This window comes from Rhodococcus sp. AQ5-07 (genome assembly GCF_009707305.1).
Lineage (GTDB): Bacteria > Actinomycetota > Actinomycetes > Mycobacteriales > Mycobacteriaceae > Rhodococcus_F > Rhodococcus_F erythropolis.
On record NZ_CP046099.1, the window covers coordinates 4,468,245 to 4,493,175 of the forward strand.

Genomic DNA, 24,931 nt, shown 5'->3' on the forward strand with positions numbered 1-24,931 from the left:
CATCAGGTGAACGCAATCACCGTGTCGCCCCACGCCTCCCGGATTTCGCAATCCAGATCAGCGACGACGGCATCGTGCTTGTCGATCAACAGTGTCGAGCGTGTGTCGGTGTCGTAAGTTGGCCATCCCGGGTCCGCACCCAGTTCACGATCGGCCCCGGTGCCGTAATCACCTGCAGCTCTGGCGAAATCCAGCCACCTCGCCTGCATGCGCTCTGACACGTGACGCGCCGCGCTCAGCCCACCCAATTTGTAGGTGATGTCCCGCGCTCCGTGATTGATGTTGCCGAAGACGTAGGCAAGTTCGGTCCCGTGGGTCGCACCAATTTTCAGCGCCTTGAGCATCGGCGGCGCGTAGTCGAAGCGGTACAACCACGTCGGTGCAATCTTGCTGTGCGCCTCGGCAATCCACAGCGTGGGCAAACGAAATCCGAAGTCACGGGTCAGCCCGAGACCGGCGCCCAGCTTGGACAGCCCCGAATACGCACCTTCGATCTGAGAATGATCGGGTAGCTCGAGCCCAGGGTGCTCGTCGGCGATCTCCGCGAACATCGACGTGATCACGACGGGATCGATCGGCATCAACGGCGATTTCATCATCCGGAAGAGCGAAGATTCGTCTTTGTTGGTTCCGATGATCAGCGGAATCGGGTGTGCGTTGCCGTGACGGAACGCGCGCACCGGGTAATCAGGGAGCAGATCACCGTCGACGATCGGCGCGAACGCCAAAGTGCCGGGCGTCTCCTGAGGGACGCGAGCAAACAGTTCGTCTGACGGCCCGATCAAGTCTTCGGCAGACGTGGACCGCAATAGACCCAGATCGCCCCCGCCGCTGAAGATCTCGAGGAAGAGCTTCGCGACGATCTCGCCACGTTCACTCCCGTACACCGAAGTGGCGGGGGAACTCTCGGCGATAGCGCGATGAAACAGGCCACGGGCGGACGGCACGGTCATCAGCGTCGTCACAGCGCCGCCACCTGCCGACTCGCCGAACAACGTCACCCGATTCGGATCACCACCGAAGGCCGCGATGTTGCCTTGAACCCATTGCAGCGCTGCAATCATGTCGCGGAGAGCGACATTGGGCTCGAAGGTGTGTTCTTCCGAGTTGAAGGACGAGAAATCGACGAAGCCGAACACACCGATGCGGTAGTTGATCGAGACGACGACAACGTCACCGTTCTCAGCCAATGTGGTTGCGTCGAAAAGTGGTTGGCTGGATGCTCCGCGAAAGTACGCACCGCCGTGAATCCAGACCATGACCGGTTTACCCGGCGCATCAGAGCCGACGGGGCCCGGCGCCCATACGTTGAGAAACAGGCAGTCTTCATCCATCGGAACGTTCTCACCGAGCGGGATCATCGCAAGTCGACTTTGCGGTTCACACGGACCGAATTCTGTTGCGTCTTGAATCTCGGTCCACGGCTGTGGCGGAACGGGTGCGCGGAAACGCAACGACCCGACCGGAGGTGCCGCGTAGCGGATCCCCTTCCAACTCGATACCGCACCTTCCGTGGATCCACGAACCGGCCCGTACGTTGTCTCGACTACCGGCGCTTCGCTGGGTGTGATCGTCATTCGATTGCTCCTCGAGGATCCGTACCGGCCCTCAATGCTGCCAGCATCCGGTGCAAATCGGACATGTTTGCCGGATTCACTCTGCTGGCAGTCATGCAAGGCTATCGCCAGGTCATGCGCCGGATTTCGTGAACTTAGCCAACTCTCGCAATCGGACCAGATCCCAGGCATGCCTGGGCCTACGGACGCCCGGACGGTCTCGGGGGACTCTGACTCTCAGTGCCTGCGGGCTGACCGTGCACCTGACGGGAGTCGGCATCACCAGAGCCTCGCCGTCGACGCCGACCGGAATCTCGTCGGTGTCGGCGTCGATGATCACCTCGAATCCGGTGCCCTGAGCCAGGCCTCGTTGATGCGCCCGATGGAGTAACCCGACGGCCTGACGGGCGCTGCCGACGGAGATCGCCACGATCCCGAGAGTGCCCCGGTCCAATCGCGGGCGATGACCGAGCCCCGCCAAGTCGTTCATCTCGTACGGTCCGTTGCTGACCAGAACCGCCTGTGGACCCACCGCGGACACGCTCGGGGAGCGCGCGGTCAGCACCGCTCCGGCGCGTCCGGCGAGCAGATCCGGGAGTTTCTGCAGGAAGGTGCTGGTTTTGGCGTCGCGGTACTCCGGACTCTGGACAACTTCGGCGTATGCCCCGAACGATGCGTTGTTGACGAAGGTTCGACCGCCGACATTACCCAGATCCACCGTCACCTCGACGCCGTCGACAAGAGCGTCGAGGCACCGTGACGGATCGTCGAGGTCGAGACCCAGATCCGCGGCGAAGTGATTGCGCGTCCCGGCGCTGACGACGAGGAAGGGCAGGTCGTGTTCTGCCGCGACAGCGGCAACCAACGCCTGAGTTCCGTCGCCACCGGCAACACCGAGTAGGTCGGCGCCGTCCGCGACCGCCTGCCTGGCCAAGGCCGTCACGTCGATCTTCTCCGGCCCCTCGAGCAGTACGACCGTGGCCCCTCGTTCCTCGGCCTTGCGTTTCAAGTCGAACTTCTCGACCTTGCCACCGCCGGAGTTCGGATTCATCACGAAGAACGGTTTGGCGGGCGGCGGCGCCGGTCGCTCGACCACCGGCAGTTCCTTCTCCTCCCCCTCCAAAGCGGCGCGGGCGCAGATACCGGCTATGACGAACAATCCGATCGAGAGCAGCACCACCCACAAGAGGCGTTCTCGGATCAGGAAGGCGAGCACCACGATCGGCGTCAGAACCGCCACAGCCAGCGAGATCCAGCGGAGAAATCCGCGGGTGGTCAGAAACCAGTACACCGCTACGACGCACACGACCACCCCACCGATCCCCAGGATCAGCATGGTCAAGGTTTTCAGTCCGGCGAAAATCAGCAGCACCACGACGGCAAGAACCAGCGCAGCAAATGCCGCGCGCGCCAACCAACTCTGTTTCGACGAGGGCCGATCCGTGCGGACAGGGGTCGTCATCGAGCCACCTCCCGCAGTTCGCCTCGTCGGATATTCAACTGTTGATATTGCCGTGTCTGTCTCCTCAGGACTAGCCAATTACCTACCCTCGGAAACCCACTTTTCCAGCGCTGATACTTTATGACGACACCTCGTCATAAAAAGGAGAAGGCCCGTGACAACACCGACGTCCGCAGCATGGGGATCTTCGGAGGAGCCTCTGACCGTGGTGCGGAAAGCCGGTCTTCACGGACTGCGGTGGACGGCCTGGCTGGCCGGCGCGACAGGCCTCGCACAATTGGTGTCGATCGGGCTGAACCTAACCGACACCGTCCACGGAATCGTCCCGACCACGTACCCGCCTGTAGACGTGGCCTGCAGCGTTGTCGCGCTCGTTCTCCTGGTCAGCCTGCTTGTCGGCCGACCCAACGGCCCCGCGATGTTGTCGGGTCTCGCCCTCCTCATGGCCATGCTGATGGCGCCGACCCTCCACAAACATGCACCCGAGTCGCTCTGGCTGGCGGCGGCACACGCCGTTTCGGTCGTCGCCGTCATCATGCTGTCCGTGATGACTTCGAGGTTCTCCAGTGCCGAGTTGGATCGGCCGTGACACCGGATTCACCCCTCTCGCTTGCGGCCGAAGAATGGATCACCGATCTGACTGCCGCGGAGATGGAGCGATTGCGCAAACGCACGACGCTCACCGCCGCCGAAGCGCAGGAAGTCTGCCGATCCGTACGCTCGATCGCGCAGCAGATGATGCTTGTACCCGTCTCGATGTGGCAGGGTGATCCACGCCTTGTTGCGGATCTGTTCGACCTCCCCGTGACCATGAATCAGACACAGGAGGATCGACCATGCCGAAGCTGACCGGTGGCGCGACAACCGCAGAACACAAGATCGCGACCCGAGAAGCCATGTTGGACGCGTTCATTCGCGAACTTCACGAGCAGGGCTGGCAAAACGTGAAGCTGCAGACTGTGGCCCAGGCAGCCGGTGTCTCACGGACAGCGGTGTACAACTACTTCCCCGACAAATCTGCGTTACTGCTTGCCTGGTCCACCCGCGAGATGGACAGATTCCTGCTCCTGGCCGAGCGTGAACTCGCGGATCGCGAGAATCCTGTCGACCGAATCGAAATCCTCGTCAAACTGACGCTCGTCGAGTTCTCACTGCAGCGATTCACGGGAATCGCGTTGGTCGAATTGCTGTCCGCGCAGGATCGCGAAAGCTTCCTCGAACATATTGTCCCGCTGTCGGTTCTGGTAGAACAGCTCGTCCAGGAAGGTGTCGACGCCGGCGTCTTTGTCGATTCCGATGCTGCCGCGTCCGCGCAACTCATCCTCGCCTGCGTGGAAAGCCGTCGCCCGATGCTCATGGCCGGCGACCGAGTGGACACTGTCGTGGCGACCACCGTCCCGTTCATCATGCGCGCGTTGGGCGTCTCGTGGCCGACTTCCCTCACCGCCGATCCCACCGATCGGCCTGCTCACGATCGGTAGGATCGCAGGTATGCACTTCGACCTCCCGCCCATCGATCAGCAGGCCGAACGATTGATCGAACTCGGGGTACACGAGATGGCCGGGCTTTCTGCCGGCGACGTCAGGGCAGCCGCCGCAGCCGGACAAGGTGAGGTGGGACTGCTTACCGTGCACGAAAAACTCGCTCCAGCTTCCATTTTGACCCCCCTGCTCGAGCACAAGAACAGGAGGGGCTTCGTTGTCGTCGACATGGCCGACGTCGATCTGTTCGCTCCTACCGAGCCGGCCGCATTGCCAGACGCCGCGATGTATCTGCTCGGTGAAGTCGACCGCGGGGATCACCTGGCCAATTGGAGCCCGGACGAAGCACTTCCCGCGATCGTTGATGCCGACCGTACGCCGCTGACCCTCACCGAAGGCATTCACTGGCTGTTGCAGCGCCCCGACGTCCTCGAACGCGGAAAGTGCTTCATGACCATCGGCTCCCGATTGCGTAAGCCTGACGGAACTTTCGACACCAGAACCCCGGCTGTGTGGATCAGCAACGGAACCGGCCGGGACGGCAAAGACAACCGCAACGCCCCGAAAGTCGGGTGGTGTTGGTGGGGTAACCGCCACACGTGGTTGGGGTTTGCATCGGCCGGCGGGCGGACGTCGCTCCCCGGTTAGAGCACGGTTGCGCGGTCGAATCGGTATCGATCCTTCCACGGCATCGCGTTCTCCAGCGTTGCAGCGGCAGAGAGCAATTCTGCGTCGCAACCCCATTTCGCCGAGATCATCACGCCGAGTGGAACACCGTCTTCCGTCCAACCGAGTGGCAAGCTGATCGACGGAAATCCAGTTGCGTTGGCGACGATGGTGTTTCCCGTGAAAGCGACCATGTCGATCAGTTCGGTCGCGGGGTCTTCGTCATTACGTAGCTCACCGACTGCCAACGGCGGTGTTGTCACCGTCGGAGTGACAACAAGATCGGCGGCGGCGTAATCCAGGCTCCACCGCCGCGCCCATGCCTGAACAACTCCGATTGCCGCGGCCAGATCGCCCGACGGCACTTCGTTTGCTCGAACACGTAAGTGCTGCACTATCGGACGGAGAAGGTGTTCGTACTCTTCTGGAATGGGCTTGGTGCCGGCCAAGGACGAGAACATCGTGGTGAAGGCATCGACGAAGGCGTCGTCTCGGGCCTGAGGACGTTCGAACACGTTGTGTCCCAGGCTCTCGAGAACGACGCCCACCCTCGATACCGCCTCGGAGACTCGTGGGTCCACCGTGCCGCCGGATACCGAGCCATGAGCGAGGGCGACGGTCAGGGGGCGAGAGTGCGACCCTTCTGCCTGGACGACAAACTCTTCGAACGACTTCGGCCGGGGCGGGTGAATCGTCCCGGCGCCAGGTCGCGTCGCCAGAACATCCAGCAGTGCAGCGGTATCGTGAACCGTTCGGGCGATCGGCCCCTTGCTCGCAAAACCGAAGTTGTCGTGACCTGCCACCCCCATCGTGATCAGACCGCGACTCGGCTTGAGGCCCACGACTCCGCACGTACTTGCCGGTGAACGCAACGAACCGGCGGTGTCACTTCCCTGAGCAAACGGCACCAGACCAGCGCCGACGGCGGCCGCGGCGCCACCACTGCTACCGGCAGCACTTCGTGTGCGATCGAACGGACTGCGCGCGGGCGGAGCAACTTCCGGCTCGGTGTAACACGCTGCCCCGAACTCGGGCACCGTCGTCTTGCCGATATCGATCAGACCACCTTCTCGGATCGCCTCGACGATCTCGTCATCGGCGTCCGGCACGAAGTCCCGAAAGAGCGCCGATCCGAAGGTCGTGCGGATGCCGCGAGTCGCGTCGAGGTCCTTGATAGCCGTCGGGACGCCGAACAGGCGCGGAAGCGGTCCGGCGTCCCGCTCGTCCAACCTTCGCTGGGCCTGCTCGGCGAGTTCGATCGCATGTTCCCCGGCGATCGTCGTGAATGCACCCACGTCATCGGAAGTGGTCGCACGATCGACGAAGTACCGGGCCACCTCGGGGATCGAGACCTGCTTCGCGGCGATCACACCGGCGAGTTCGACAGCGGACAATTGATGGAGATCAGTCATCGGGCAGCACTCCTTGTAGGTCAATCGACACTTGTAATTTCGATACGCGTATCGCTATTGTTGTCAGCATGGTATCCGAATCCGCCGGCTCTGCAAGGGCCGGTCGACCAAAAGCATTGAGTCACAGACAGATACTCGATGCTGCGGCCGAGATCGCCGATACGGACGGCCTGGACGCGGTCTCATTTCGAGTGCTCGCCGAGCGACTGGGCATATCGCCGATGTCCGTCCACCGCACTACCGGCGGCATCGACGCGTTGAGGCGAGACCTGATTTCCACCCTCGTGGGAGAAGCCGTCTCGTCGATCGACTGGCCGACCGACTGGCGCGGGGTTGCCCGCACGTTCGCCTACGGTCTACATGACCTTCTGATGAGGCATCCTCTCGTTCTGGAAGCCCATCGGCAGGCATCACTGGAAGCACCCGGCGCCGACGATACCGCCCACCGAGTCGTGCGAGCGCTTTCGCAGGCCGGCCTCGATGACGAACAGGCCACTTACGCGTACGGCGCCGTGCATGATTTCGTGACCGGACACGTCGCAATTCAATTGGGACGCGGAGCTTTCGACAGTGCACCCGCCGATCGACGCGAGGCATCGGTGTTCGCGCTTCATCACGATCCCGCCCGAAGGTTCGAATTCGGAGTCACGCTCATTCTGGATGGTGTGGCGTCGATCGCGCAGCGAGGAAGCACAAAATGACAAGTAGCGTGGCGACAACCGAAATTCGTGGTACCTCGGGGCGCCGTATCGCGTTCTGCGAGTATGGCGATCCGACTGGCCGGCCGGTAGTCGTGGTTCATGGATCACCTGGCAGCCGATACGAGGGGCTCTCACTCGACAACGCGGCTGTGACGGCGGGTCTACGGCTGATCGTCCCCGATCGTCCCGGTTTCGGGCGCACAGATCCACACACGGACAAGGGATTTCATTCCTGGGACGACGACTACGTCACTCTGATCGATCATCTCGAGTTGGACTCGGCCGCACTGATGGGCTTCTCCGGAGGCGGCGGTTACGCGCTCGCAGTCGCTGCGGCCGTACCCGAACGAGTCTCGAAATTGGTGCTGGCGTGCGCCATGATTCCCGGAGCCCCACGAGATACTTTGCGGCGCAGGATAAAACTGGTATCCGCGCTGTACTTTGCCGCCAACTGGGCTCCCCGCATGGCTGGCGCAATGCTTGCGGGAACCGGAGTGTTCTCCAAGTTGCGCAGCGACTCCGTCTCGATCTGGCCGGCCGCCGATCAGGCCGTCATGACCGACGAGTCGCATCGCCCTGCTCTCCAATTGGATTCATCCGAAGGGATCGCACAGGGCGGATCCGCAGGGGTTGTCGACTTGGCTCGGTATCGCCACGAGATGCCAGGGTTGCTTCAATCCATCTCGGTACCAACGGTCTTCCTGCACGGAACCGATGACAGGAACGTACCCATCGAAGTTGCCCGCTGGGCCCACTCGATGATCCCCCACTCTCGCTTCGAAGAGGTCAGCGGGGGCGGCCATTTGTTCGTAGTCGCGGACCCCACTCCACTCATTCGCGCCCTCACATAACCTCTTGACTCGAACTGATGTTCGAGTATTGTTAGAGGTGGGGATCGGGGGATTCAATGAGCGTCTTGTTGTCGGATGTGGTGTCTGGTTCTGCGGTGGGGTTGCGCGGACGTCTGTGGCGGTTGTCTGCTTCTGAGTTGCGTGCGGCTGCGGTGTCGGCGAGTGCGGAGATTCTTCGTCTCGAGGCGGTGCGGGTGGCGGTGGTGGACGAGTTGTCGTTGCGGCCGGATGATCAGGTGATTGCCAGCCGCGGGGTGGGTTGCTGGTTGGCGGCGAACACGATGCTGCAGGTCCGGGACGGGAAGAAGATCGCCGCGTTGGGTGCTGCGCTACGGCCGTTTCCCGCGGTGGCAGCTCGGTTCGATGTCGGGGACTGCTCGTTCGATCATGCGGTGTTGATCGTGGCGTTCTGCGAATCCCCGCCGAAGGGCATGCCGGAGGAGGCGCTCCTTCGCTGTATCGATTTGTTGTTGGCTGCTGCCTCGGGGGTGGAGTCGACGACCACGAAGGTGCGGAACGTTATCGCGACATTGGAGCGAGTGTTCGAATCGGATGAGATTCCGCCCGCCGAGGATGTGGATCGGAATGAGTTGCGGATCGCGTCGACGTTGAATGGTCGGGTGGTGGTGCGCGGTGATTTCGATGCTCTCACCGGGGAAATGTTGTTGTCGGCGTTGTCGAATCTGACGATGCCCACCCCGGCACCCGATGGAACCCCGGATGCTCGGTCGGCGGCGAAACGCACGGCGGACGGGTTCACGGAACTGATCCGCCGGTATCTGGACTGCGCCAAAACCGGCACCGATGGTGGTCAGCGGCCGCATGTGAATGTTCACATCAACGCCCGTGATCTGGCGGAGCACCGGGACTGCGCAGCCGCACCCTCGCCCGATGGTGGTGGAGTGGCTGTGTCGGATCTTGATGTCGGGCACATGCCGTGGCTCGGACCGCTGTCCGTGTCGCAGACCAGACTCCTCGGGTGCGACTGCTTCCTGTCCACGGTGCTGCTCGACGGTCACGGGGCGCCGTTGGATGCGAAACCCGGGAAACGGTTGGTCACCGCGGAGCAGCGAGTGGCGTTGATCGCCCGGGACAAGGGGTGCGCGTTCCCGGGCTGCACATGTGTGCCGGCGTGGACGGATGCGCACCATATTCGGCACTGGGCGAACGGTGGCCCGACGGTGATGAACAACCTTGTCCTGCTGTGCCGTTCGCATCATCGGTTGATGCACCGAAAAGCCGGGTTCGTCGGGAAATGGGTGATCCGGATCGGGGTCGATAACAAACCGTGGTTCATCCCGCCGCCCTCGATCGACCCGCAGCAGCACCCTAGGCCGGCGAACACCACCTTCAAAACCTGAGGTAGTACTCCTCGGGCACAACAGAACACGGCCCAGCACCGCATCGAAAGAGTCCTCGATGCGGTGCCAAAAGCCGTGCTCGGGCCTAGCCGGTGATCGTTCAGCCCAAGTCCGCGACGATCCGCTCGGCGAGCGGCTTCGACGAAGCCGGATTCTGACCGGTGTAGAGCTTCCGGTCCACCACGACATAAGGCGACCACGCCTCAGCCTTCGAGAATTTGCCGCCCAACTCGCGTAGCCGAGTTTCGAGCAGCCACGGAGCCTTGTCCGCCAGACCAGCCTGCGTCTCCTCTTCGTTGGTGAACGCCGTCAGCTGATAGCCGTCGAACAGCCAGCTTCCATCGGATCTCTGGGCGGGCAGAAGTGCCGCCGGTGCGTGACAGACCGCCGAAACCACCTTGTCGGCGTCCAAGAACTTCACCAGAAGCTCGCCGAAGGATGCCGACACTGCAAGATCTTCCATCGGTCCATGTCCACCTGGCACAAAGACCACGTCGTAGTCGGCAGCATCGGCGTTCTCCAGAATCTCCGGCGAATCCAGCACCGGCTGCAGATCGGCGATGTACTTGCGCATACGATCAGCGCCTTCTTGCCCGCCGTTGACCTCAGGCGCCAGGCTTCCCTCATCCACAACGGGGGCTTTACCGCCTGGCGTCGCGATCACGATGTCGTAACCGGCCTCGACGAAAACGCGATGCGCCTCGACCAGTTCTTCCGCCCAGTATCCGGTTGGGTGGGCTGTCCCGTCGTTCAGCGTCCAGTGATCTGCAGAAGTGACTGCAAACAACAGCTTTGTCATCGCGCAACCTTTCGTCGTAGCCAGGAACCGTCGTAGTTCAGGAACCGTCGTAGCCAGGACCCCCGAGACACGGAACCCCGGCGAACGCTCCCTTGGATGAAACGCACTCAACCGGAGGGAATTCCGCATCGGCCGTTCCAGTGCGACTTCTCACCAACGGGGCATGCAACCCGTCATACCCACATTCCAGCTCGGATATTTGGGTCGAACAGTGCGATCAGGTCAGTACGAAGGCCACAGCAAAAAGTGTCCAGGCGGCAGCAAGAACCGTCGACGCCGCAGTAACTGCCCCGGTCACGGCAGGTCGAGTGCTGCAGTTGCGCGCCGCGATGATCCCGACCGTCATCAAGGTCAGCGCCATCAGGAATGACAGAACCACGATCTTCACCAGCAACCCCTTCGACGTCGGCCAACAGAACCGAAGGCCATTTAGATAGTACACAAATAGATCGCGCATTAATCAAATGGAATAAGTCAGGAAATTCTTGACAACATTCAATTGAAACTGTCAGGCTAAACCTGACGAATGGAGAACTTCTCATGCAAGATCTGATCGAGACCGCCCTGACCGCAAAGATCGAGACCGCCGCAACTTCGACGGCCAACGTCGCAATCGCCGAGGCCGGCGCGCAGGCGGACAAGATTGTCGGAACGGATCCATTACCTGGCAGCCCCGAATGGGAGGCAGAACAGGACACCGACATCCCGGCGCAGCGTCAGATGGCGTGGCAATTGGCAAGTTTCCGGATCCAGCTCGCCGCAGGCATCGATTCGACGGCAAGCGTCATGAGCCTGCGAAGATTCGGCGCAACATGGGCAACCATCGGCCGCGCTGCCGGCATGACCCGTCAGTCCGCCCATGAACGGTGGGGTCGACGTGTATCGGACATGCTCGATCCGTACGGAGTCGGGATGCCGCCCATGGTGCCGAATGATGATCCGACTCAGCCCTGACTACCAATCGCGTGGCGTGACTACTGATCCGACAGCAGCGCATCTGCTTTCGCGACCAATACTGCACGCTCACGCTCGTTTCCGGCCAGCCTCGCTGCCTCGAGGAGTTCGGTTCTAGCCTCCTCGGATCGGCCGAGCTGACTGAGCAACTCCCCCCGAACACTGGGAAGCAGGTGGTAGCCCGTCAATTCACCTGAAGCGACAAGCTTGTCGACGAATTCGAGCGCAGGGCCAGGACCGTATGCCATGGATACCGCCGCCGCATGATTGAGGTCGACCACGGGCGACGGGGCCAGTTGCGCCAGAGCCTCGTAGAGGATGACTATCTTCTTCCAATCGGTGTCATCGAAAGTTGCTGCTCGCGCATGACATTCGGCTATCGCTGCCTGCAAACCGTACGGGCCACGTCCACGCCCGACGGCGTCAGCTCGTTCCAGCGCTGCAAGCCCGCGCGAGATCTGTAGGCGGTCCCACCTAGTCCGGTCCTGGTCCGCCAGCAGGATGGGCTCACCTGTCGAGGTTGTCCGAGCGCCGAATCTCGAGGCTGTCAGCTCCATCAACGCGACAAGGCCGTGCACCTCGGATTCCCCGGGGACCAATTCGGCGAGTATTCGCGCGAGCCGCAGAGCTTCAGCACTGAGGTCCGCTCGCATCCACTCGTCCCCCGAGCTGGCTGCATAACCTTCGTTGAACACCAGGTACAGGACTCCGAGGACGGCGCTCAACCTGCTCGAAAACTCTTCTCGTCCGGGAACTTCGAAAACCGCTTTCGAAGCGGTCAACGCCTTCTTAGCACGGACTATCCGCTGCTGAACTGTCGCGGTCGGCGTCAGGAACGCCTTCGCAATTTCTTCGGTGGTCAACCCGCCCACAACCCGAAGAGTCAAGGCCACCTGCGCTTTTCGATTCAACACCGGGTGACAGGCGATGAACATCAGGCGAAGGACATCGTCGTCGATCCGATCCGGATCCCAGCTGACGTCGTCGAAATGCGAAGCGTCGTTCTCGAGTTCACGCGCAAAGTGGGCGTAGCGCTCGTCCAGCCTCTCACGTCGTCGCCACCCGTCGATTGCTCGACGCGTCGCAACGGAAGTCAGCCAGGCAGCGGGATTTCGGGGAACTCCGGTGGCAGGCCACTGCTCGACAGCTTCGAGCAGAGCCTGCGCTGCCAGGTCTTCCGCGAGATCAAGATCTCCGACGGTGCGAGTCAACGTGGCGACGATCTTCGCGGATTCGATTCGCCAGACCGCGTCGACAGCCTTTCTCGTTTCTTCTCGCACCGCCTCGTCGGTCATGGTTCAGCCTGCGACCGGACGATCGGTACCGAGCTCTTCACGCCAGCCGGCTTCCTTCTGGATGTATTCGTTGTCCTGATCGAAGTCCGACATCTCGCTCACGCGGCGCACCTCGAGCTTGCTTCCCGGCCCGAGCGGGCAGCGCTTCGCCCATTCCAAGGCTTCGTCTTTGGTCGACGTCTGAATGATCCAGAATCCCGAGAACAACTCCTTCGTCTCGCCGTACGGTCCGTCGGAAACCAGCGGCGGATCGGACTCGAAATCGACGATGAATCCCTCCTCCATCGCCAATCCCTCACCCGCCAGCAGCACACCGGCCTTGATCAAGGACTCGTTGTACTGCCCCATCGCGGCGATGATCTCGTCGAAGTCCATGTCCTTGGATGCTTCGATGGCTTCGTCGGTGGAACGCATGATCAGCATGTACTTCATGAGAATCTCCTTCGTTTGTGGACCGCTCATTCGGTCCCTCTGCCTACACGTCGAACGGCAAAGACGCCGATCGACAAACTTCCGAAACTAATTTTCGAAGGACAAATCCGCCGGTCGAATACGTTGCCCACGGTATCGGCAGAAAGGTCGTCTGGCAGCTCAGAAATCGAGAAATCCTGGCACGACTTCAACGGCGTGCCCGGCCGCGTCAGCGCTCCCGTAGAAATACACCGAGCCGTAGCCAAACAGGTATTCCTCGACGAACTCGGGTTGCGGCTCGGCAACCACCGGCCATCCCTCTTCATTGATCTGGAACAGGAAGCGATGCCCGTCCGCCTCGACGGCATCGGCGTAGGACGGTTCATTTTGTATGAGCACCGGTTGCGGCGCGATCAACACCAACGGCATCACTTCGTCGTCTGCGGGAAGATTGACCAACGCCGCGCTCCCCAGGCCCTCGTGAGTGCCGGCCGATTCCGCACTTCGTGATGACAGCGGGTGCAGGACTGCCCTGAACCCGATGTCCGGGTATTCGAGGTCGTCGTCGCCGATGGAGAATCTCCGACGGATGAAGACGGAAAGCTCTCGCGCACCGAGCCACGGAGCCGTGTGCGCCGCGAGCGTCAAAAGATACTCATGCGTCTGCAAAATCGGCTGACCAGCGAAAACCTGCGGCGGGAGTCCACCAATCCTGGACCCAACTTCCGAATCGCTCGAACCCACCCCGAGATGTACTCTGTCCACCGGCGTCATCCTAGGGAGATCCGACGGGCGTCGGAAGAAGACTCTCCGATTTCCTACAAACCACTGGTGACGTAGGCCACATTCAGGCTCGATGATGAGTGCATGACAACATTCCCCACTCTCGACCCCGAACTCGCCGCAGCACTCACCATGCTCCCGAAGGTGGACTTCGCTGACCTCCCCAACGCGCGGGCCACCTACGACGCTCTGATCGGCGCCATGTTGGCCGACCTGCCATTCGACGGAGTCTCGCTTCGTGAACTGTCCGCTCCTGGCCTGGACGGCGATCCGGAAGTCACGATTCGTTTCTTCACCCCGGACAACACCGCCGGCCCTGTCCCCGTTCTGCTCTGGATCCATGGCGGCGGATTTGCAATCGGCACCGCTGAGTCCAGCGATCCATTTTGTGTCGAGGTAGCGCGCGAACTCGGATTCGCCGTTGCAAACGTGGAGTACCGCCTCGCCCCCGAAACCTCCTTTCCCGGCCCCGTCAACGACTGCTACGCCGCACTCCTCTACATCCACGCCCATGCCGAGGAACTGGGGGTCGATCCCAGCCGCATCGCAGTGGGCGGGCAGAGTGCAGGCGGCGGATTGGCCGCGGGCACTGTCCTCAAAGCCCGCGACGAGGGCGTTGTGCCTGTGGCATTCCAATTCCTCGAAATTCCTGAACTCGACGACCGTCTGGCGACGGTCTCGATGACGAACTTCGTCGACACACCGTTGTGGCACCGCCCCAACGCCATCCTGTCGTGGAAGTACTACCTCGGCGAGTCGTATTCAGGTCCCGAAGATCCTGACGTCTCCATTTACGCTGCGCCGTCCCGGGCGACCGACCTCACCGGTCTGCCGCCGACCTACCTGTCCACCATGGAACTCGACCCACTCCGTGACGAAGGAATCGAATACGCCCTTCGACTGCTGCAAGCGGGAGTCAGCGTCGAATTGCACTCCTTCCCCGGAACCTTTCACGGGTCGGCGCTAGTCGCGACCGCAGCGGTCAGCGAAAGAGGTGCCGCCGAAGCCCTCACTGCGCTCCGGAGAGGGTTGCGTTCGCTGTCGCCTGTCTCGTAGCGTTGCGAGATGCAAGGACTGATGTACCGGCTTGCCGAGCTCGATGCAGACTCGGCAGGCCTGGTACGTGTCATCGATTACTTCGACACGCTCGTGCGGCACGGCTCCGACACCGCATCTCTGCTTCGCGCGAGCGCGCAGTTGGCGGACTGCGTTGTAGGTATCGAGATCGTGGAACACGGTAGAAGCAAGAAGAATTTGCGCCGATGTGACCCACGCGGCCGATGGTCACCCGAACCCCAGTTCCCTCCGAGCATGGCCAGGGACATCGCTGTAGACGACGAGGTTCTCGGGAAGGTATGGATCGAGCGTCCTGGTGCGCACTTGCCGCTCGACGAAATGCTCGTCGATCGAATGGCCCTGACCGCAGCGATAATCCTGCAACCCCGACGCTTGCCTACCGAAGCCGAGCACACTCGAAATCTGTTGTTCCCGATGGATGAACTCGCGGTGCTCACCTCCTGCGCCGGTCTCGGTATCGAACCCCAAACCCCAGTCCGCGTCATGGCAACCAAGGCAGTCTCAGACACGGCCGGCGGCACTGCACACCTTGTTATTTCGCAAGATTGCACACCTGGCAAAGCTGTTGGGATAGAAGCTGATGGCGAGTATCTGAATCTCGTGGCGGGTTCGTTTGCACCGACACCCGAGCTGTCCGAGTCAGCACTGTCGTCATCCATTCGCGCCGGAATATCTTTGGCTGCTTCCGCTTCCGAAGTGAATACAATACTCAGCACTGCACGATTCGCTCGTGCACAGGCGTCAGCAACAACACCGATCGTGAACGCAGACGATCTCGGCGCCCTCAACCTCCTGGCACCGGGATCACACATCGATCACTCGCGAATACCGGATCTGGTTCTTGCCGAAGAGATCGGCGATACCAAACAGGGATTAGAACTACTCGAAACCTTGAGGGCATACCTGCAATCCGGAACATTGAGGGCCGCAGCCGATTCCATGCATCTTCATCACAGCAGCGTCGCGCACCGATTGGCAAAGCTGTCCCAGCACGTCGGATTCCACGTCGACACCATCGAGAACCGGGCACGCGCAACGGCCATGATGCTGGTCCTCGATGGCGGATAAGGCCCACCGCGCATCACTTGCGCTACGCAGTGGTTGACGATCTTTCGCGTTCGGCGAGCGCAACGAAGGGTGCAAGCGCGGGATTCGGGTTGTCCGGACGGTAGGTCACGGCAACTTCGAGAGTCGGCTGCACACCGGCGATCTCACACAGATGAATACCCGGAATTCGGAGCATCCGGGCCCGCCCCTGCGGGATCGGCGCAATTCCCACCCCGTCCGAGACGGCGTGCAAAACCTGCTCGTCGTCAGCCTCGAATCGAACGATATTGGGAGTGCTGTCGGGCCAAAGCTGTTCGAGCGTACGCGAATACATCCCGGGTGCATTCGCCTCGGGCCAGAATACGACGGGGATGTCCGCCAAATCTCCGAGTTCGAGTGTCGTTCGATCCCCGAACGGATGATCCACGGGAACGGCGACCAGGATAGGTTCGGTGTCGAGGACGATCAGGGGAAGTTCACGATCGTCGTCATCGAGCGGCGGTCGCACAACCGCGATGTCGACGGCTCCGGTTCGGACGAAGTCGACAGTCTGCGCCGAAGTGCCCCGGTGCACGACAACTTCGACGCCTGGATAGAGCTTGCGATAAGTGCTGACCAGATCCCCGACGGCGCCACCCGCCCACGAACGGGTGTACGCGATGCGCAGTTCCCCGTCCACACCGCGAGCAGCCAATCGAATTCGTTCGACCGCCCGGTCTGCGCACCCGAGCAAGAAGCGTGCCTCTCGTACCGCTACCCGCCCCGCGTCGGTGAAAGTGAACTGCGGACCTCGGCGATCCACCAGAGGAACGCCGAGTTCGCGCTCGAGAACCTTGATCTGCTGACTGAGTGCAGATTGCGCCACGTGGACGTTCGCGGCGGCGCGAGTGAAGCTGCCGTGATCCGACAGAGCAATCAGATAGCGGGCGCGCTGCAGGTTCATACGGCGATTATAAGAAGAACAGATGGTGGTGTCACTACTTGGTCTTGGACAGCGCATCACCTGAGGTCGGAGGATCGAGTGCAGATTGCTCCACCGCTCGTCTCTCGAAAAACTGTCCCCCGAACGATCACAAGGTTGAACATGAGCCCCCGAACACTCGTCGAAGCACGCGAACCTGCAACGGACGCGAGGTTCCTCGACGCCCTCGCAGAGATCATCGACGCCCTCGCAGAGATCGTCGGCGAAGCGCATGTTCTCACCGATCCAGAGCTGATCGAGGGTTACACACGCGACTGGACGGGACGTTGGATCGGTGACGCAATAGCTGTGGTCCGTCCGGCCGACACCGCCGAAGTGTCCGCCGTCGTCACGACCTGCTTCGAGGCCGGGATTCCCATCACCCCGCAAGGTGGAAATACCGGACTGGTCGGTGGCGGAATACCGTCGGCTGGATCAGTGGTGCTGAGCACCAGGCGCTTGGATTCGATCGAGACCGTCGACCCCATCGGCCGGACAATCGCGGCCGGTGCGGGCGTGACCGTCGCTCGCGCCGACCTGGCGGCCTCCGCACATGGCCTCCGATTCGGAATCGATTTGGCATCAAAGGAATCCGCGACCCTCGGCGGCATCGTCGCAACCAACGCCGGCGGTACCCGCATGGTCCGATACGGAAATACACGGGCACAGATACTCGGGATCGAGGCAGTACTTGCCGATGGTTCGGTACTGAGTAGATGGACTCCACTCGTCAAAGACAATGTCGGATACGACATCCCAGGGCTTCTTGCGGGCAGTGAGGGAACGCTCGCGATTGTCACCAAGGTCCTGATGAAGTTGGTCACCCCGGCGACCGACACCCAGGTCGTGCTCGCGGGTGTGCGCGACGTCGATCAAGCGCTGCAGCTGTGTAATCGAGTGCGCCAGAGCGGGTTGACCGTCGAAGCCGCCGAAATCATGACCGACGACGGCATCTCCCTCGTCTGCGCACACACCGATGCCCGTCGCCCGTTCGGAACACCGTCACCGATGTACACCCTGATCGAGGTGTCATCGCCGCGCGAGACGGAAGAGTCACTCCTCGAAGTTCTCTCCGCCTCTGCCGATCTCATCGAGGACGCGACAGTCGAGCCTGGCCCCGCTCGAAAGCTGTGGACTCTGCGAGAAAGCCATACCGAAAGCATCAGCGCTTCATCGACGACGCCGGTGGTCAAACTCGACATCTCCGTCCCCTTGTCCGTGATGGGCATGTTCGTCGAGAGCCTCCGCGAAGTACTCACCGAACGATTCGTCCATGTGCGTCCAATGTTGTTCGGACACTTCGCCGACGGGAATATCCATGTGAATCTTCTTGACGCCGAACCGAGCATCGCCCACGAACTGACCGATACGGTCTTCGAACTCGTCTCCGCCCATCACGGAAGTATCAGCGCCGAGCACGGGATCGGTCGCGCGAAGTCACCGTGGATAGCGCTGGGGCGCACGGAAACCGACATCGCCGCCATGAAGCTGATCAAATCGTCCTGGGATCCGCGTGGAATCCTCAATCCTGGAATACTGTTGCCCGAAACGGTCGGGTAACAGAAGGGGTCTCGTGCAGGATCTTTACGTCGTCACTCATCCTCATGCCGAACACACAGCACAGGATATCGTCGGAGGTTGGCACAATTCCGTTCTCACGCCCGCAGGCAGGCGCGATGCAGAATTGATCGCCGAAGAGTTGAAGCGTCGACGCGCAGGAACTTCGCGCCCGATCCGCATCACCTCTTCCGACCTCGAACGGTGCGCCGAGACATCCGCGATCATCGCCCGGACGCTCGATGTTCCGGCGACAACAGACTCTCGATTGCGCGAAATCAGCTTCGGAGAAGCCGAAGGGCGCCCGAACTCGTGGCTGACCCAGCGGCAGGTTCCGGCTCCTGACAACAACCGCCTCGATCACCGTGGCCCCGTTGCCGGTGCCGAAACCCGCCGCGACATCGCATCAAGGGTCGGCGAGTGCATTCGCGAACTGATGACCGAACTCGATCACATCGTCGTAACACACGGATTTGCACACACATTCGTCGTCTCCGCCTGGCTGCAGATCCCCGTCGAAGCCACAGGGTTTGCGAACTTCGCGACCACGCCCGGGGCCATCACACATCTCCAACACGACGACTACTGGCGCAATCGAACTCTCGCGCAACTAGCCGATACGACGCACTTGGCCTGTGGCACGATGGCCTGATGCGCCATGTCTCCGACGACGAACGCCGTGCACGCATAGGAGTACGTCACGCGCTGGCGCCTTCGTTCCGCGTCGATTCTCCGGAAGCTGCCACTCGGGCGATGACGGTACTGCACGCCACCGAGTCAGCGACGGTCTATCTGTCTTGCTGGGCGAGGGTTCGGTCATTGGACGCCGCCGACGTCGACAACGCGTTGTACGACCAACGCAGTCTCGTGAAGCAATTGGCTATGCGCCGCACGCTCTTCACGTTCCCCCGAGACTTGCTGCCGGCCGCGTGGTCGAGTGCGTCCGCCCGCGTCGCGAACACCGAGCGCGCACGAATGGCCAAGGATGTCGTCAAGGCCGGAATCGCCGTCGACGGCAACGACTGGCTCGATCGCGCGCGGGCGGAGGTTCTGACACTGCTCACCGAAGCCCCTGAAGGACTTTCCGCACTCGAGGTCCGTCAGGCAGTACCGATGACAGACGTCAAGGTCGAGGGTTCGGCAGGCGAAATCTGGTCGGCACCCAGGGTTCTCACGCACCTCGGGGCGACCGCAGACATCATGCGCGGCACCAACACCGCCCGATTCCCCGTCTCACGCCCACTGTGGACTCTCACTCGACACTGGCTCGACGACGCCCCCATCGATCTCGAATCTGCAGACGGATACCGAGAAATAGTCCGACGCTGGCTCCACTCCTTCGGACCGGGGACGGAAGACGACATCGTCTGGTGGCTGGGCTCGACCAAGACGGTCGTCCGGGCCGCCCTCGCCGAACTCGAAGCCGTTGCAGTCTCACTCGACGGTGGCGACACCGGCTGGTTACTACCGGATGACGTCGCCACGGTGTGTGATCCAGGTCCTTGGGCGGCACTCCTACCGGTGCTCGACCCGACGATCATGGGGTGGAAGAACCGTGACTTCTATCTCGGCCCGCACCGCAACCAACTCTTCGACACCCGAGGTAATGCCGGCACCACAGCTTGGGTCGACGGTCGTGTCGTGGGCTGCTGGATCCAAGACGCCGCCGGAGTGGTCCACGTTCGAGTACTCGAATCCGTGTCCGCGGATGCGCAACGGGCGCTCGACGCCGAGGCAGTTCGTCTGACCGAGTGGCTGGGTGGCGTCAAGATCGGCACCGGTTATGTCTCGCAGGCTATGAAGCAAGCGGTTGGAATTGCTGCAGCTACGCCTTGACGACGTAACCAGAACACTGTTCTAGCTGATCTTTCTGCTGACGCCATCCATGGGAGGCAAGGCGACCATCGACAAGTGTACGAAACGTACAGTACACTTTGTCGGTCAGTGATTGACCGATCTAGGAGGTTCCATGGAAGGTCAAGCAGTTCGTGAATACGGTGCGTTCATCAACGGAGCGTTCCGAGCCATGGGCACATCCACATTCGAGGCCCGTAACGCCGCTTCCGGCGCTCTACTCGCCACGCTGTCTCGGTGCGGGCCCACAGAGATCGACGACGCGGTCGAAGCCGCCAGGCGGGCATTTCCTGCATGGGCGAACCTGACCGCTGAAGAACGATCCGCCAAAATCTTGCAGTTTGCCGCGCTCGTGGAGGATCAGGCCGAAGAGCTTGCCCAGCTCGAATGTATGGATACCGGGCGCCATATCAGGGAGATGCGCGAGGACTATCGAGCCGCCGTCTCACACCTGCGATACTTTGCGTCAATCTCGCTGGCCCACCATGGCTTCGGCCGCGAGTTGGCATCGGGATACCTGGTCGCGAAGCGAGTGCCATTGGGCGTATGTGGACAGATCATTCCCTGGAACGATCCCGTGGTAATGACGGCGTTCAAGATTGCACCTGCTCTCGCTGCGGGAAACACAGTGGTCCTCAAACCTGATGAAAATGCTTGCGTTTCCGTCATGGAGCTGGCCAGGATCGCCGCCGACGTGTTTCCCGCAGGCGTTTTCAATGTTGTCCCTGGTCTTGGCGAGGAAGCCGGCGCAGCCCTGATAGACCATCCGAAGGTCAGCAAACTCGCTTTCACCGGAAGCACCGAAGTCGGCCGACTCGTGGCACACGCCGCAGCCTCACGACTGATCTCGACCACACTCGAACTCGGCGGCAAGAGTCCCAGCATCGTGTTTCCTGATATCGAGGACATCGATGCAGTGGTCGCCGATGCCACCGCAGGTGTCCTCATGTGCAACGGCCAATCCTGCTTGGCCGGAACACGTCTCTTCATCCACGAGGACATCTATGACACCTTCGTGGAAAAACTCGTCGCAGGATTCCGATCATTGCGAGTCGGGCCGCCACTGAACGAGGACACCGAACTGAGCGGATTGATCCACCGGGAACACGCCGAACGTGTGATCTCCATGATCGAATCCGGGATCGACGAAGGCGCACAACTACTTACGGGCGGGGATCTGGTAGAAGTGCCGGGATTCGAAGCCGGAAACTTCGTCGCGCCGACGATTCTCGAGGTCACCAACTCGATGCGAATCGCACAGGACGAAATCTTCGGACCTGTCCTGTGCGTCCTCAGATGGAACAACTACGAGCACGTGATCGCAGAAGCCAATGACACTCCGTACGGTCTCGCTGCTGGGATCTATACCTCCAACCTGAAGAACGCGATGGAAACCGCGGATCGTCTTGATGCGGGCTGCGTCTGGATCAATCAGTACTTCAATCTGGGAGGCGGTGTCCCCTTCGGGGGATTCAAGGAAAGCGGCCTGGGGCGAGAGTTCTGCCTCGAGACGCTCAACGAATACACCCAACTCAAATCCATCACTGTCGCCACGTCGACGCCCACGACAAACCAAGGAAGCACAAATTGAAAATCTCGGGAAATACCATCTTCATTGCCGGCGGAACCTCCGGTATCGGCCTCGCACTTGCAGTGGGATTGCAGAACGAGGGGAACAAGGTAATCGTCGGAGGGCGTCGATCCGCTCTGCTCCAAGAGATCTCGGACAAGTACCCGGGCATTAGCACAGTCGTTATCGACGTGGACGACCCGAAATCCATTCGAACGGCGCATGAATCCGTCACCGAGGAATTTCCCGATCTGAACGTCCTCGTGACGATGTCGGGAATCATGTACCCGGAAGACTTGAAGAACCCGGACTTCCTCGACATCGCCGAGAGAACCGTCACGACAAACCTTCTCGGAACAATTCGCTTGGCCGGCCAGTTCATCCCGCATCTGATGACGAAGCCCAATGCCACCATCGTCACCGTCTCATCCGCCGTCGGCTTCGTCCCGCTGCCCGTCACGCCCACGTACAACGCGACAAAGGCGGCGGTTCATCTCTTCACCGAGAGCATGCGCGTACAACTCGCCGATACCTCGATCCGGTGCATCGAACTCATCCCGCCAGGAGTCCGCACCACGCTGATGGATCAGGAGAACTCGGAATCAGCTCTGCCACTTGATGACTACATTGCCGAGACCATCGGCCTACTGAAGGCGCACGACGACGCCACGGAAATCGTGGTCGACGCCGCCAAGCCGCTTCGCAACGCCGAGATCAACGGTGAGTACCAGCTAGTACTGAAGATGCTCAGCTGACACCCGAGTGTTGAGGCACATCGCAGTGCGGGGAGGGCAATTCGCCCTCCACCGCGCTGCGGATTCTCAACGGAGAACCCGTCTATGCACCACTGCGGAGTCCACGAACTGCGTGATCGATGATCGAGCGCACAGTGTTGTCGTCGATACCCGCGTGCCCGACCAACATCCGATAGATCAACGGCCCGAAGAACAGATCGATCGCTTCCTCGGTGTCGATGTCTTCGCGAAAGTAGCCGGAATCCACACACCGCCGAATCAGTTGGGCGAAACCTCGACGACGTTCGTCGAGGAAGAAAGTGCGGAAGTATGCCGCCGTCGTCGGATCATTGGCACACGCGCCGACAAGTTCGGCAAAGATCGACCCGAGTGGACCTCGGTAGAACTTTCCGATGTCACCTAGATAGTCGTTCAAATCGGCTTGCGCACTATCGGTCTCGGGAAATGTCAGATGACGAGCCATGAGCACACCGAATGCTTCAGCAGCGATAGCTTGCCGCGATGGCCAGTGCCGATACAGAGTCACCTTGCTGACACCGGATTGTTCGGAGATCGCATCGATGGTCGCGGCCTTCATTCCACCGGATTTCAGAAGAGCTTCTGCTGATCTGAGGGCCTTCTCGTGGGCCGCCTCACTACGTGCACCCCTCGGAGGAGTCAGCAATCCCGTCTCGGCATCCCCCGAGTCCCGAAACACGCCGTCGTCGGGAGCGCGCTTACCCATGTCCACTCCTTAGTCCTTCAAGACCTTGCAGCACAGAGCATTTCCCGGCATCGGAGGACCCGGCACAGCCCAAGGCAGCAACTTGTCGCGATAGCTACTAGTCGTATCGTACACATGACACCCTGGACCGAATCAGCCTGGTCGCAACAACACGCCCAATTTGATTGCGTCCGCGCATGATTCAAACAACCAGCGCAACCCTCTCGTTTATTACTCAAAAGTAAGATAGCGTGTGGTCGTCATCACACCAGCCCGTCAAGTACCGAGAGACATACGAAACCGAAGGGTCGATCGTGGCATCGAGGATTCTCTTTCAGGGAGCGGTGGCGCTGACAGCCATTGCACTCACAGGCATCACAGCACCTACTGTCGCCGCGCAACCGTCGGCGGATTCCTTCTATCAGTACGACGGTTCGGCACCGCTGTCGTCGTATCAGCCTGGGGCCGTTCTCAAAACGAGAACCTTGCCCTATCACGTCGTCAACATTCCTACCCCGTTGCAAGCCGTGCAGGTGTTGTACCGGTCGACCGACGCTCTCGGCCGGCCGTCTGCGAATGTCACGTCGATTCTTCGACCACCCAATGCCCAGCCGGACAAAGTTGTCTCGTTCCAGTCGGCCTACGATTCGCTGAACCCGGAAGACGGTCCGTCACGAGCTGTCGCGGGGGACACCTCGATCGGCAGCCTGACCGCCAGCGGACGGAACGTCGCCTTCGGCGGGACTCTCGCTTCCGGCGAAGCTGCCATGTTCGGTCCCCTACTGGCACTGGGTTACACCGTCGTCATTCCCGACACCGAAGGGCCGAACGCAGACTTCGCGGCGGGACCCGAATACGGAATGATGACTCTCGACTCTCTTCGCGCCGCCCGTAGCACTCCCGAGACAGGTATTGCCGACTCAGCCGAGATCGGCCTGATGGGATACTCGGGCGGAGCAATCGCCACCAACTGGGCGTCCATCCTCGCTCCGGACTACGCCCCGGACATCAACGAGGACCTGATCGGCGCCGCCCAGGGTGGACTGTTGGTCAACCCGGCGAACAACCTCCGGTACGCAAACGGAAGCATCGGCTGGGCAGGCGTTGTCGGGATGGCAGTCGTCGGGCTTGCCCGTGCCTACGACATAGATTTCGATCCGTATCTCGGCGATCGCGGACGCGAACTCCTACCTCGCATCGAGGATGCCTCGATCGGGAACGTCATCCTGCAGTACCCGGGGGTGACCTGGCAGGACCTTGCCAAACCAGAGTATGCGAACCCCAACTCGGTGCCCGAGTACGTCGACGTCGCCAACAAAATCAACATGGGCAACGCGCCGATACCCACCATCCCTATGTTCATCGCTCAAGCCGCAAACGGAGCCCTCGAGGGCACCCAGCCAGGTGGACCCGGCGTCGGCCCTGGCGACGGAGTCATGGTTGCCGGGGACGTCCGCACACTCGCCACTCGTTATTGCGACGCAGGTTTGTCGATCCAGTACGACCAGTACGACACCATCAGTCACGTTCCCGGTGGCGCGCTTTGGCTCCCCGGCGCCATCACCTGGCTCAACGACCGTTTCAACGGGAATCCGGCGCCGAACAACTGCTCGAACATCGCACCGGGCAATTCACTGGCGCCGGAAGAACACGCGGCGAGTTGAAGTATCCAAC

General features: G+C 61.2%; 26 protein-coding genes. 16 read left to right on the plus strand and 10 right to left on the minus strand.

Going from position 1 to position 24,931, the window contains the following annotated elements; all coding sequences use genetic code 11:
* Positions 1-2: 2 nt before the first annotated feature.
* The gene (locus GJB56_RS20835; protein ID WP_113682775.1) at positions 3-1,577 is read right to left on the minus strand and encodes a carboxylesterase/lipase family protein; all 1,575 of its coding nucleotides are present in this window, start codon (positions 1,575-1,577) and stop codon (positions 3-5) included.
* Positions 1,578-1,689: 112 nt separating this feature from the next.
* Positions 1,690-3,018 carry a diacylglycerol/lipid kinase family protein gene (locus GJB56_RS20840; protein ID WP_020909604.1) on the minus strand — a complete coding sequence of 443 codons (1,329 nt, stop codon included), beginning with the start codon at positions 3,016-3,018 and terminating at the stop codon, positions 1,690-1,692.
* Positions 3,019-3,172: 154 nt separating this feature from the next.
* On the opposite strand from GJB56_RS20840, the gene GJB56_RS20845 reads away from it, so the two are divergent.
* The 4 genes from GJB56_RS20845 to GJB56_RS20860 are packed head-to-tail and all read left to right on the plus strand — an operon-like array spanning position 3,173 to position 5,148.
* Positions 3,173-3,607 (plus strand): hypothetical protein, encoded by a 435-nt coding sequence (locus tag GJB56_RS20845; protein WP_031333873.1) that lies wholly within the window; start codon positions 3,173-3,175, stop codon positions 3,605-3,607.
* The gene (locus GJB56_RS20850; protein WP_019745914.1) at positions 3,604-3,867 is read left to right on the plus strand and encodes a hypothetical protein; all 264 of its coding nucleotides are present in this window, start codon (positions 3,604-3,606) and stop codon (positions 3,865-3,867) included. Before GJB56_RS20845 ends, GJB56_RS20850 begins: the two co-directional genes overlap by 4 nt.
* On the plus strand, positions 3,855-4,499 hold the full coding sequence (locus tag GJB56_RS20855; RefSeq protein ID WP_020909606.1) for a TetR/AcrR family transcriptional regulator: 645 nt from the start codon (positions 3,855-3,857) through the stop codon (positions 4,497-4,499). The genes GJB56_RS20850 and GJB56_RS20855 overlap by 13 nt, the downstream gene beginning before the upstream one ends.
* Before the next feature lie 10 nt (positions 4,500-4,509).
* Complete coding sequence (locus GJB56_RS20860) at positions 4,510-5,148, plus strand: DUF5701 family protein (protein ID WP_113682776.1); 639 nt, start codon at positions 4,510-4,512, stop codon at positions 5,146-5,148.
* Here GJB56_RS20860 and GJB56_RS20865 read toward each other — a convergent pair.
* Positions 5,145-6,578 (minus strand): amidase, encoded by a 1,434-nt coding sequence (locus GJB56_RS20865; RefSeq protein WP_113682777.1) that lies wholly within the window; start codon positions 6,576-6,578, stop codon positions 5,145-5,147. The two genes, GJB56_RS20860 and GJB56_RS20865, sit on opposite strands and share 4 nt — an antisense overlap.
* Positions 6,579-6,646: 68 nt before the next feature.
* On the opposite strand from GJB56_RS20865, the gene GJB56_RS20870 reads away from it, so the two are divergent.
* From GJB56_RS20870 to GJB56_RS20880, 3 genes are read left to right on the plus strand one after another with little or no spacing between them, the layout of a single operon-like run.
* Positions 6,647-7,279, plus strand: coding sequence for a TetR/AcrR family transcriptional regulator (locus GJB56_RS20870; protein WP_230091030.1), 633 nt, complete (start codon positions 6,647-6,649; stop codon positions 7,277-7,279).
* Complete coding sequence (locus tag GJB56_RS20875) at positions 7,276-8,130, plus strand: alpha/beta fold hydrolase (protein ID WP_113682778.1); 855 nt, start codon at positions 7,276-7,278, stop codon at positions 8,128-8,130. The genes GJB56_RS20870 and GJB56_RS20875 overlap by 4 nt, the downstream gene beginning before the upstream one ends.
* A 56-nt stretch (positions 8,131-8,186) precedes the next feature.
* Positions 8,187-9,491, plus strand: a complete 1,305-nt coding sequence (locus GJB56_RS20880; RefSeq protein ID WP_113682779.1) for an HNH endonuclease signature motif containing protein — start codon at positions 8,187-8,189, stop codon at positions 9,489-9,491.
* A gap of 100 nt (positions 9,492-9,591) precedes the next feature.
* On the opposite strand, the gene GJB56_RS20885 is transcribed toward GJB56_RS20880, so the two are convergent.
* Positions 9,592-10,290: a type 1 glutamine amidotransferase domain-containing protein gene (locus GJB56_RS20885; RefSeq protein WP_019745921.1), complete on the minus strand. Its 699-nt coding sequence runs from the start codon at positions 10,288-10,290 to the stop codon at positions 9,592-9,594.
* Positions 10,291-10,507: 217 nt separating this feature from the next.
* Positions 10,508-10,678 carry a hypothetical protein gene (locus GJB56_RS31425; RefSeq protein WP_021333309.1) on the minus strand — a complete coding sequence of 57 codons (171 nt, stop codon included), beginning with the start codon at positions 10,676-10,678 and terminating at the stop codon, positions 10,508-10,510.
* A gap of 152 nt (positions 10,679-10,830) precedes the next feature.
* On the opposite strand from GJB56_RS31425, the gene GJB56_RS20890 reads away from it, so the two are divergent.
* A complete protein-coding gene (locus GJB56_RS20890; protein ID WP_020971251.1) occupies positions 10,831-11,244 on the plus strand; it encodes a hypothetical protein in 414 nt (137 codons plus the stop codon).
* 20 nt (positions 11,245-11,264) lie between these two features.
* On the opposite strand, the gene GJB56_RS20895 is transcribed toward GJB56_RS20890, so the two are convergent.
* From GJB56_RS20895 to GJB56_RS20905, 3 genes are all read right to left on the minus strand, one after another.
* Positions 11,265-12,539: an RNA polymerase sigma factor gene (locus GJB56_RS20895; protein WP_019745926.1), complete on the minus strand. Its 1,275-nt coding sequence runs from the start codon at positions 12,537-12,539 to the stop codon at positions 11,265-11,267.
* 3 nt (positions 12,540-12,542) lie between these two features.
* On the minus strand, positions 12,543-12,971 hold the full coding sequence (locus GJB56_RS20900) for a YciI family protein (RefSeq protein ID WP_007735729.1): 429 nt from the start codon (positions 12,969-12,971) through the stop codon (positions 12,543-12,545).
* A 159-nt stretch (positions 12,972-13,130) separates the two neighbouring features.
* Positions 13,131-13,724 carry a hypothetical protein gene (locus tag GJB56_RS20905; RefSeq protein ID WP_113682780.1) on the minus strand — a complete coding sequence of 198 codons (594 nt, stop codon included), beginning with the start codon at positions 13,722-13,724 and terminating at the stop codon, positions 13,131-13,133.
* Between the two features lie 93 nt (positions 13,725-13,817).
* Between GJB56_RS20905 and GJB56_RS20910 the strand changes: the two genes are divergently transcribed.
* Together GJB56_RS20910 and GJB56_RS20915 are read left to right on the plus strand one after the other, a co-directional pair.
* Positions 13,818-14,789 carry an alpha/beta hydrolase gene (locus tag GJB56_RS20910; protein ID WP_021345991.1) on the plus strand — a complete coding sequence of 324 codons (972 nt, stop codon included), beginning with the start codon at positions 13,818-13,820 and terminating at the stop codon, positions 14,787-14,789.
* Positions 14,790-14,798: 9 nt separating this feature from the next.
* On the plus strand, positions 14,799-15,878 hold the full coding sequence (locus GJB56_RS20915; RefSeq protein WP_229756694.1) for a helix-turn-helix domain-containing protein: 1,080 nt from the start codon (positions 14,799-14,801) through the stop codon (positions 15,876-15,878).
* A 22-nt stretch (positions 15,879-15,900) separates the two neighbouring features.
* Here GJB56_RS20915 and GJB56_RS20920 read toward each other — a convergent pair whose 3' ends face one another.
* Positions 15,901-16,800 carry a LysR family transcriptional regulator gene (locus GJB56_RS20920; protein WP_113682781.1) on the minus strand — a complete coding sequence of 300 codons (900 nt, stop codon included), beginning with the start codon at positions 16,798-16,800 and terminating at the stop codon, positions 15,901-15,903.
* Positions 16,801-16,941: 141 nt separating this feature from the next.
* On the opposite strand from GJB56_RS20920, the gene GJB56_RS20925 reads away from it, so the two are divergent.
* From GJB56_RS20925 to GJB56_RS20945, 5 genes are all read left to right on the plus strand, one after another.
* Positions 16,942-18,378: an FAD-binding oxidoreductase gene (locus GJB56_RS20925; RefSeq protein ID WP_113682782.1), complete on the plus strand. Its 1,437-nt coding sequence runs from the start codon at positions 16,942-16,944 to the stop codon at positions 18,376-18,378.
* A gap of 13 nt (positions 18,379-18,391) precedes the next feature.
* Positions 18,392-19,027: a histidine phosphatase family protein gene (locus GJB56_RS20930; RefSeq protein WP_113682783.1), complete on the plus strand. Its 636-nt coding sequence runs from the start codon at positions 18,392-18,394 to the stop codon at positions 19,025-19,027.
* Positions 19,027-20,211, plus strand: a complete 1,185-nt coding sequence (locus tag GJB56_RS20935) for a winged helix DNA-binding domain-containing protein (RefSeq protein ID WP_113682784.1) — start codon at positions 19,027-19,029, stop codon at positions 20,209-20,211. The genes GJB56_RS20930 and GJB56_RS20935 overlap by 1 nt, the downstream gene beginning before the upstream one ends.
* Positions 20,212-20,344: 133 nt before the next feature.
* The gene (locus GJB56_RS20940) at positions 20,345-21,820 is read left to right on the plus strand and encodes an aldehyde dehydrogenase family protein (RefSeq protein WP_113682785.1); all 1,476 of its coding nucleotides are present in this window, start codon (positions 20,345-20,347) and stop codon (positions 21,818-21,820) included.
* Positions 21,817-22,554: an SDR family oxidoreductase gene (locus tag GJB56_RS20945; RefSeq protein ID WP_113682786.1), complete on the plus strand. Its 738-nt coding sequence runs from the start codon at positions 21,817-21,819 to the stop codon at positions 22,552-22,554. Before GJB56_RS20940 ends, GJB56_RS20945 begins: the two co-directional genes overlap by 4 nt.
* Before the next feature lie 82 nt (positions 22,555-22,636).
* Here GJB56_RS20945 and GJB56_RS20950 read toward each other — a convergent pair whose 3' ends face one another.
* On the minus strand, positions 22,637-23,278 hold the full coding sequence (locus GJB56_RS20950) for a TetR/AcrR family transcriptional regulator (RefSeq protein WP_113682787.1): 642 nt from the start codon (positions 23,276-23,278) through the stop codon (positions 22,637-22,639).
* A 293-nt stretch (positions 23,279-23,571) separates the two neighbouring features.
* Between GJB56_RS20950 and GJB56_RS20955 the strand changes: the two genes are divergently transcribed.
* Complete coding sequence (locus GJB56_RS20955; protein ID WP_113682899.1) at positions 23,572-24,921, plus strand: lipase family protein; 1,350 nt, start codon at positions 23,572-23,574, stop codon at positions 24,919-24,921.
* Positions 24,922-24,931: the final 10 nt, after the last annotated feature.